General features: G+C 56.0%; 5 protein-coding genes and 1 pseudogene. All 6 read right to left on the bottom strand.

Annotated elements, in window-relative coordinates:
• A pseudogene (locus Q7T06_RS11655) lies at positions 1-361 on the bottom strand (secretion system protein E); the annotation flags it as partial.
• A 74-nt stretch (positions 362-435) separates the two neighbouring features.
• Positions 436-2,001 carry a lipopolysaccharide assembly protein LapB gene (locus Q7T06_RS11660; protein WP_304784841.1) on the bottom strand — a complete coding sequence of 522 codons (1,566 nt, stop codon included), beginning with the start codon at positions 1,999-2,001 and terminating at the stop codon, positions 436-438.
• Complete coding sequence (gene mshL / locus Q7T06_RS11665) at positions 1,998-3,713, bottom strand: pilus (MSHA type) biogenesis protein MshL (RefSeq protein WP_304784843.1); 1,716 nt, start codon at positions 3,711-3,713, stop codon at positions 1,998-2,000. The genes Q7T06_RS11660 and mshL overlap by 4 nt, the downstream gene beginning before the upstream one ends.
• Before the next feature lie 110 nt (positions 3,714-3,823).
• Positions 3,824-5,308: an AAA family ATPase gene (locus tag Q7T06_RS11670; protein ID WP_304784845.1), complete on the bottom strand. Its 1,485-nt coding sequence runs from the start codon at positions 5,306-5,308 to the stop codon at positions 3,824-3,826.
• Between the two features lie 74 nt (positions 5,309-5,382).
• Complete coding sequence (locus tag Q7T06_RS11675; RefSeq protein ID WP_304784847.1) at positions 5,383-6,105, bottom strand: ABC transporter ATP-binding protein; 723 nt, start codon at positions 6,103-6,105, stop codon at positions 5,383-5,385.
• 377 nt (positions 6,106-6,482) lie between these two features.
• A complete protein-coding gene (locus Q7T06_RS11680; RefSeq protein WP_304784849.1) occupies positions 6,483-7,826 on the bottom strand; it encodes a DEAD/DEAH box helicase in 1,344 nt (447 codons plus the stop codon).
• Between the last annotated feature and the right edge of the window lie 328 nt (positions 7,827-8,154).

Below are 8,154 nucleotides of genomic sequence, written 5' to 3' on the forward strand. Positions count from 1 at the left end.
CGTTGATCTGATCCAGCGCGATGATGTTGCTGGTATCGGCCATCGCCAGCATCAACGTACGCTGTGCCTTGTCGAACACCATGGGGAATACCCGGTAGCGCTTGGCGACATCCTTCGGGATCAGCTTGATGGCGCTTGCATCGACCGAGATGCGGGACAGGTCGGTGCTTTGCTGGTTGAGATTTTCACTCAGGGCTTCGCGCACTGTGGCTTCGGTCACAAAGCCCAGATTGATCAGCATTTTCCCCAGTGGCATACCGCTTTGGCGCTGTTCTATCAATGCGATGCGCAGCTGATCGTCGCTGATCACCCCTTTCTGGATAAGCAGTGTACCTAGCGGCAGTTTTGGTTTTTCAGCCATGGTTGGAGCGCCTGCTTTTCATCAGATATTTGTCAGGAATCGCTGCATGTCGTGCAGCGCGTCGGTGGGTGCGTTCATGAGCGCGGCACAGACTGCAATGCATGTATGCGATTGGTGACGCTGGTCTGGTCCAGATTGCCGCCGTTTTTTTGCGACAGTTGCAGGGCGCGCTGATAATAGTCCAGAGCCAGTTGCCCCTGATTCAATTTATCCAGGCTGACTGCCAGATTGTAGGCATAGTCGGCATTGCCGGGCGTGGCGCCGAAGGCGCGGAAATAAAACTGTTGCGCTTCCGGCCAGCGCATCTGTTGCGCATACACATTGCCGAGTGCGAATAGCGCCGAACCTGAATTCGGACTTTGCGCGAGAATTTTCTTCAGGCGGCTTTCGGCGCGCGAGGGATCGTTCTGGTCCAGGCTGGCCAGTCCCGCTGCGGCTTCTGCATCATTCGGGTCGAGTTCCAGCAAGCGGTTGTAGAACGATCCGGCCTGTGCATTTTGCCCGCGGTTGATGGCGATGGCGGCGATGCCAAACAAGGCGTCACGATTATTCGGTTCTTGCTGGAGCACACGCTGGTATTGGGAGTTTGCCGAAACCAGATCGCCGGCCGTGTATGCCTGATACGCGCCCGATAGCGAGGGATTGAGCTGCAACGATGCATTGGTGCGGCGAATCTGAATAGCCTCGCTTTGCGACGACATGCTGGACAAGGGCGGTTGTGCCGATGGCAGTGGCCGCAAGGCAGCTGGCGCCGTCGCTGTCACAATCGGATGGCTGACAGCTTGCGGCGCCAGCGGTTGCGCTGTGCTGCGTTCCAGTGGCGCTGTCGGCAATGCAGGGGTTGCCGTGACCGCGCTTGCCGACGCCACGGCTGGGGCGGGTTCGGTAATGATGCTGGCGCTGTCGACAGCTGCAGCAGCAGTTGCAGCATCAGTTGCAACATCAGTTGCAACAGTATCGGGCGGCAAGGCGGCAAGCGGTGCGACCGGCTCTGGAACCGGCGGCGCGACGGCAATCACGTTTGAGGTCGTACCGATGAGGTTCATGTAGCCGTATGCGCCCACGCCGCAAAGGACGATCACGCCAAACAGCGCAATCATGATCGCCCTGCGATTTGGTGACTTTTGTTTGGCGTCAAAAACGGATTTGGCGGCATTGCGTGCGGCCAGTTTTTTCTTTGCTTCTATCGCCGCGCTTTGCTTTTGATCGAGGCCGATCTTGAGCTTGCCGTGCGTATCATCTTCGCGTGCTGATGCGGCTTGCGTAGTCTGGCGCAGTTCGGCGGCGGCAGTGCTCGATGCAGCGGATGGTTCGCTGCGCGGTTTGGGCGTCAGTCCCGAATCAGCTTCCAGTTGTGCCTGCTGCTGTGCCGCCGTCTGCTCATGCGGCCTTGCGATGCTTGCGGAAAAATAGTCATTCACGGCAGTCGCCGAGTCTGCTGCCTGCTCGGCGTCTGGCGCAGCGGCTGAAGCCTGATCTGCAAGCTCCTGCGGTGAAAATTCCTGCGGCTGCAGCGTCAGCGATTCCAGGCCAGACGATGGCGCCAATGCCTCTTGTGCAGTCGTCGCGGCGCTTTCTGCCTCGCCTTGTTTTTGCTTGGCATTTTCTGCTTTTTTCAGCGCTTGCATTAACAGGCTCATGAACCGGATGCTCCTGTTTTTTCTGCCGAGATCGGCGACGATTCAGTGTAAGGCTGTTTGTTGAGCGGTTCGTTGTCAGGCAGGAAAGAACGGTAATCCTTGTAATCGCCAGTGATGCTCGCATTTTTCACAACGACTGGTCGCATGAAGATGACCAGTTCGGATTTTTTCGTGCTTTCATTGCGATAGTTGAATGCATCACCAAAGACCGGAATGCGGCCAAGCAGGGGGATGCCGTCTTTTTGATTGTCGATCGAATCCTGCATCAGGCCGCCCATGACAGCAATCTGGCCGCTCGCCACCTTCAGGATCGATTCCATCTCGCGCGTCTGGATGACCGGTACCCGGCTGACGACGGAAGCGGCGGCAAGTGCCGGGTTTGGATCTTGTACATAGCCGATGATGCGCGAAATACTCGGTCGCACGCTGATCGATACTTCGTCCGACTCGGCAATTTGCGGTGTCACGCTCATCACGAATCCGACCGGCACCGTACGCAATTCGGATGTGTAGACGGAGGTGGCGGCTACGCCCACCGTACCTTGCGTGGTGGTCGCGGTAATGAGGAAGTAGACTTCATTATCGACCACCTTCAGCAAGGCAGTCTGGTTGTTCAATACGCTGATCTTCGGGCTGGACAAGACTTTTACCTTGCCGAATGATTCAAGCAGCGAAATCGCTGCTGACAGATTGCCGAGTGCAGAGGTCGGATTGATATAGCTCATCGCAAATATGCCCGGGGTAATGCCGGGCGATATGCCTGTGGGTAATGGCGTGGTTCCGATTTTTCCTTGCGCGAAGTTGAATCCTTCACCGGGAGCCGTATTGCGCAAGCTCGACCAATTGATCCCTTGCTGATAGTTTTCGTTGAGCTGCACTTCGATCACGGTTGCTTCTATCAACACCTGGCGCTTGGCGCTGTTCATCACGACATCAAGGAATTCCTGCAACTTGTCATGCTGGCGGCTGGTCGCGCGTACCGCAATCAGGCTGGCTTCCGGATTGGCAATGACCGATGCGGCTTCCCTGAACTTGGGGGTGCGCGGTGCTGCGGCAGTAGCAGCCTTGCCGGCAACTGCTGCAGGCTCTGCAACCGCGGCGGCGCCATCGGTATTTTCCGGGAAGGTTTTGTCCGTTTCGTGCAGGGTATCCTTGATGTTTTGCACCAGGGTTTCCCAGAACCTGTTGTTGGAGGTATTGGTTACGGAAGTCGTTGAATTGTTGTCTCCCGAGCCGCCTGCGGCACCGACGACACTGCCACCAGCCGATGAAATCTGCGTGGCGATACTGATTTTGCTTTCGGAATTGCGCGCAATGTTGACGTAGTCGATTTTGTAATTGCGCAGGAATGGCGTGTCGGGCGTCACGATCAGGTTCGGTCCGCTGATTTCAAAACGCATGTCGATTTGCTGGCTGATGCGTGTCAGCAGTTGCGGCAAGGTTTGATTGATCGCATTCAGCGTGACATTACCTTCTATCCCGGGATGTACATCGACATTGAGTTTGGCGTCGCGGGCGAGCGCGAACAGCAGCGACTGTACCGGCACGTTGTAGACCGTTACGCTGAAAGTTTCCAGCTTGGCCGTCGGTTTGGGCGGCGTCAGTACAGCGCTTTGCCGGACTGGATCAGGGATGTTGCCAATGGCTTTGGGCGTGTCGCGCAAATGTCCGGCCGAAGGCGCTATCGCGCGGGTGCCGCAAGCGCTGAGCAAGATGCAGGCGGTAAGAGTAAGGGCAGCTTTTATCATCGGGTCCGTCATAGTAAGCAGATTGCTTTGGGGGATTCTAAGTCAGATTGCTGTTTTTCAACTATTGCAAATTGTTAAATCTGCGAAGTTGACAATAGATCGCTGCTCTTGGTGCGTTTGATCTCGGCTTTTATGCCTGCCATCGTGCGTAGCTGCGGCTGATGATCATGTATTCCGGCAAGTTTTTTCTGCATCTGTACGGCTTCCGCGCGGCTGCTGAAACTGCCATACAAAATCCCGAATCGCGCTTGTTCGCCTATGCGCGTTGGATAAACATGTATTTGTTGCGGATCCATTTGCATCTGGATTTTGCGCAAATAGCGATGGAGCTGGCTCGCGTCGTTTTCTATCAATGCAAGTTGCAGGCTGTAATGTTGTGGCGCCTGGCTAGTCAGCCATGCGCCGGATACCTTCAGTACTTGCTGTATGGCTGGATCAACGATGCGTGCTGCACTGGCGGGTAACGCAGGCGTCGGCTCAGCTGGCGCTGCCGCCGGTATTGCAGCTGCTGCTGCGGCAATGGGTGCAACAGTCGCAGCGACGGCGGGAGCAGGACGGGCGGTGCCCGCATCGCTTGGCCCGACAGTCGGAATCAGTGCCGTGGGGCGAATTGCCTGCGGACTGACCGCGACTGCTGGTTGGGCTGCCGGCGTGGGTTTTTTATGCAGCGCGAACCAGCTGCCAGCTGCTGCTACCGCTGCCAGCAGGATAGCTCCCACCAGCAATATGGCGCGGCGTCTGGTTCGTGGTGTGTTGGAAAATTCGCTATCTTCTATCGCTGCCCTGACGTGCTTGGCTTGTATCGTATGGGTATTGTCAGCGAACGCCGCCAGCAGGGATTTATCGGCCAGGATGCTGATGCGCCGTATGATGCCTTCGGATACCGACGCCATCAGCTTGAGTGCGCCCTTGGTAAAAATATCGGGGCCGTGGTAACCGGCAGCGCGCATGCGGAACATCAGGAATTCCGGCAGCAGCGCCGGGGCCAGCGGCGGCACCTTGAAGCTGTGGGTGATGCGTTCCTTGAGTTGCCGCATGCGCGGCAGGCTCAGGTTTTCATCCAGTTCGGGTTGCCCAAAGAGCACGATTTGCAAGAGCTTGTGATGTGCGGTTTCCAGATTCGAGAACAGCCTGATTTCTTCCAGCGTATCCAGCGGCATGGCTTGCGCTTCTTCTACCAGCAGCACCACCTGGTTGCCTGCAACGTGCTTGGCAATCAAGTCGCTCTGCAGCAGGCGGATGACTTCATCGGCACGCAATCCTTCTGTGGCCAGACCGAGTTCGCCGGCTATTGCATAGATGACTTCATCCCGGTTCAGGGTTGGATTGACCAGATAGATGACTTCTATGTTGGGTGGCAGCATGCCATCAAGGATGCGGCACAACATGGTTTTCCCGCTGCCGACTTCACCGGTCACCTTGATGATGCCTTCGCCGTGCATCACAGCGTAAATCAAGGCCTCAAGTATGGCGCCGCGTTTATTGCCGGCATAAAAAAAATGCGGATTGGGCGTGATGGCGAAAGGCGCCTGGTTGAGTCCGAAATGAGACAGGTACATATGCTTGCCTATGGGCCGGGGGAAGATCTAGACGGCGTTAACCGGATAGGCATTCAAGTAAAAACGGTGCATCTTCATTGTATGCTGATGCACTTCATATAGGCTTGTTCCAGTGTTGTCGATGCAAATTGCTGTTTGCATTCAGCCGGCGATCCGACAAAACGCAGCAGGCCTTCATGCAGTATGGCCATGCGGTCGCAGATTTCCTCGACGTCGGCCAATGCGTGCGAACTGAAGAAGAGCGTGCAATCCCGCGTGCGCAACTTTTGCAAACCTGCCTTGAGCAAGGAGCGTGCCTTGGGATCCAGACCGCTCATCGGTTCATCCAGTATGTACAGATCCTTGTCCGCCAAAAAACAGGAAGCCAGTCCCAGTTTTTGCGTCATCCCTTTGGAATAGGAGCGTACTGGTTTCACCAGCGCCGAAACATCGAGATCGAGCGCCTGCAGCATGGCCGCCGCCGCCGCTTCCTGGTAAGGCAGTGACTGCAGTTTCAATGTGTATTTAAGAAAATCCGCCCCTGTCAGATAGTAGGGCGGCATGAAGCGTTCCGGCAGGAAGGTCAATGGCGCACGCGATTGGGGCAGACGGTTGCTGTTGCCAAAGATTTTTATGCTGCCGGCATCGGCTGCACAAAAATCAAGCAGGCATTTGATCAGGGTGGTTTTGCCGGCGCCATTCATGCCTACCAGGCCGAAAAATTCACCGCGCACGATGTTCAGATCTATGCCCTTGAGAACCACTTTTTTCTCATAGCGCTTGACGATGTTCTCAAACTGGAGGGCATAAGCAGTCATGTGTCTTATCGGCAATTCTTATGCGAAATTTTTTGCTTTCATGGGCGAAGAAAGCAAGTCTATAGAACGTGCCCGATGGTATAGCACAAGTTTATTCTCGGCAATGAATGATAAATTTCATTGCAGTTCATTGCGGTTTTATGTTGCAAATTTTGGCGGATATTTCCCGGTAGAAATACATTGATCAAAAACATTTCCGATGGGAAATTTATTGTCTTTGTAGATTACTCAAAAACGGGAATGAAATGCGAGCTGCGGCAGGAGGATCTTTGCTCGCTGCATGGATGATCAAAACAGACGACCGTGGTCGCCTGCCTGATTTGTGATGGGCGCTGATAAAAATATCGCGGCAGATCGTAAAACCTGCCGCGCATTTTTTATCGGCCTCTGCCGCCTGAGCGATGCGGTGCAGCAGGACGTGCGGTGGAGTTGCCGCCGAAGCTGCGCGAGGGGCCGTTCGGTTTTGCTGGTGCGCCGCCGGATTTGGCTGGCGCATTGCGTCCCTGCCCCTGTTGCGGTCTGCGGCTGGGTGCGTCGTTGCTGCGGCGCTGGATAGCTTGCGGCTTGGCATTCAGGTCAGGTTCAAAACCGGGAATGACTTCCGACGGCAATTTGCGCTTGATCAGCTTTTCGATGTCTTTTAGCATCTCGAGTTCATCGACGCAGACCAGCGACACTGCTTCACCGGTGGCGCCGGCGCGGCCGGTACGGCCGATGCGATGCACATAATCTTCCGGTACGTTTGGCAAGTCATAGTTGACGACGTGCGGCAACTGGTCGATGTCGATGCCGCGCGCGGCGATATCGGTGGCGACCAGTACTTGCAGGCTGCCATCCTTGAATTCGCTCAGTGCACGGGTACGCGCCGACTGGCTCTTGTTGCCGTGGATCGCCATGCCGCTGATGCCATCTTTTTCCAGTTGTTCCACCAGCTTGTTGGCGCCGTGCTTGGTGCGGGTAAAGACCAGCACTTGCGACCAGTTGTTGGTCTTGATCAGGTGCGCGAGCATAGGATGCTTCTTGTCGCGATCGACCGGATGGATTTTCTGTTCGATGACTTCGACCGTCGAGTTGCGGCGAGCCACTTCTATCATCGCCGGTGAATTCAGCAAGCCATCGGCCAGCGCCTTGATCTCGTTAGAGAAGGTGGCCGAGAACAGCAGGTTTTGGCGATTCTTCGGCAGCACTGCGAGTACGCGGCGTATGTCCTTGATGAAGCCCATGTCGAGCATGCGATCGGCTTCATCGAGCACCAGGATTTCGACCTTGCTCAGATTGACGGTGCCTTGCTGCATATGGTCGAGCAAGCGGCCGGGTGTGGCGACCAGGATATCAACGCCATGCTTCAAGAGCTTGATTTGAGGATTGATGCCGACGCCGCCGAAGATCACGGCCGAGGACAGATTCAGGTACTTACCGTAGGTGCGTACGCTTTCCTCGACTTGTGCCGCCAGTTCGCGGGTCGGTGTCAGGATCAGTGCGCGGATAGGGCGCGCTGCAGTTGCCGATGCATGCGGCGTGCCGCTGGTAGCCAGGCGATGCAGGATAGGCAGCGTAAAGCCGGCGGTCTTGCCGGTGCCGGTTTGTGCACCGGCCAGCAAATCGCCGCCGGCGAGCACGGCAGGAATCGCCTGTGCTTGTATAGGGGTAGGGGTCGTGTAACCGTTTTCGGTAACGGCGCGCACAATTCCATCGGCCAGGCCGAGGTTGGTAAAGGACATGAAGACTCAGTAGAAAATATCGGCCTGTCGCCGCAAAGGGCGCCAGTCGCAGGCAAACGGATTGGGGGAATGACGTCGTGAGACGGCGGCAGGTGACTGGAGAGGTGCCGCGTGCGGGCAGTATAACAGCAGTGGGCGCATGCCGCAGGATAGTTGGCTGCCGGCCACTGTGGCTAGCAAAATGAAAAAAGTATCTGCCTGCCGCTTGGCATGCAGATACTTTTTATTTGTTTACAGCAGCTTGCTTATTTTTTTGCGAACGGGCTCAGCAAGGCCACCATTTGGGCAAATACTTTGGGCGTGCCGGCGAGTACATCGCCCTTGTACA

The sequence above is a fragment of the Herminiimonas sp. genome (assembly GCF_030645555.1).
Lineage (GTDB): Bacteria > Pseudomonadota > Gammaproteobacteria > Burkholderiales > Burkholderiaceae_D > Oxalicibacterium.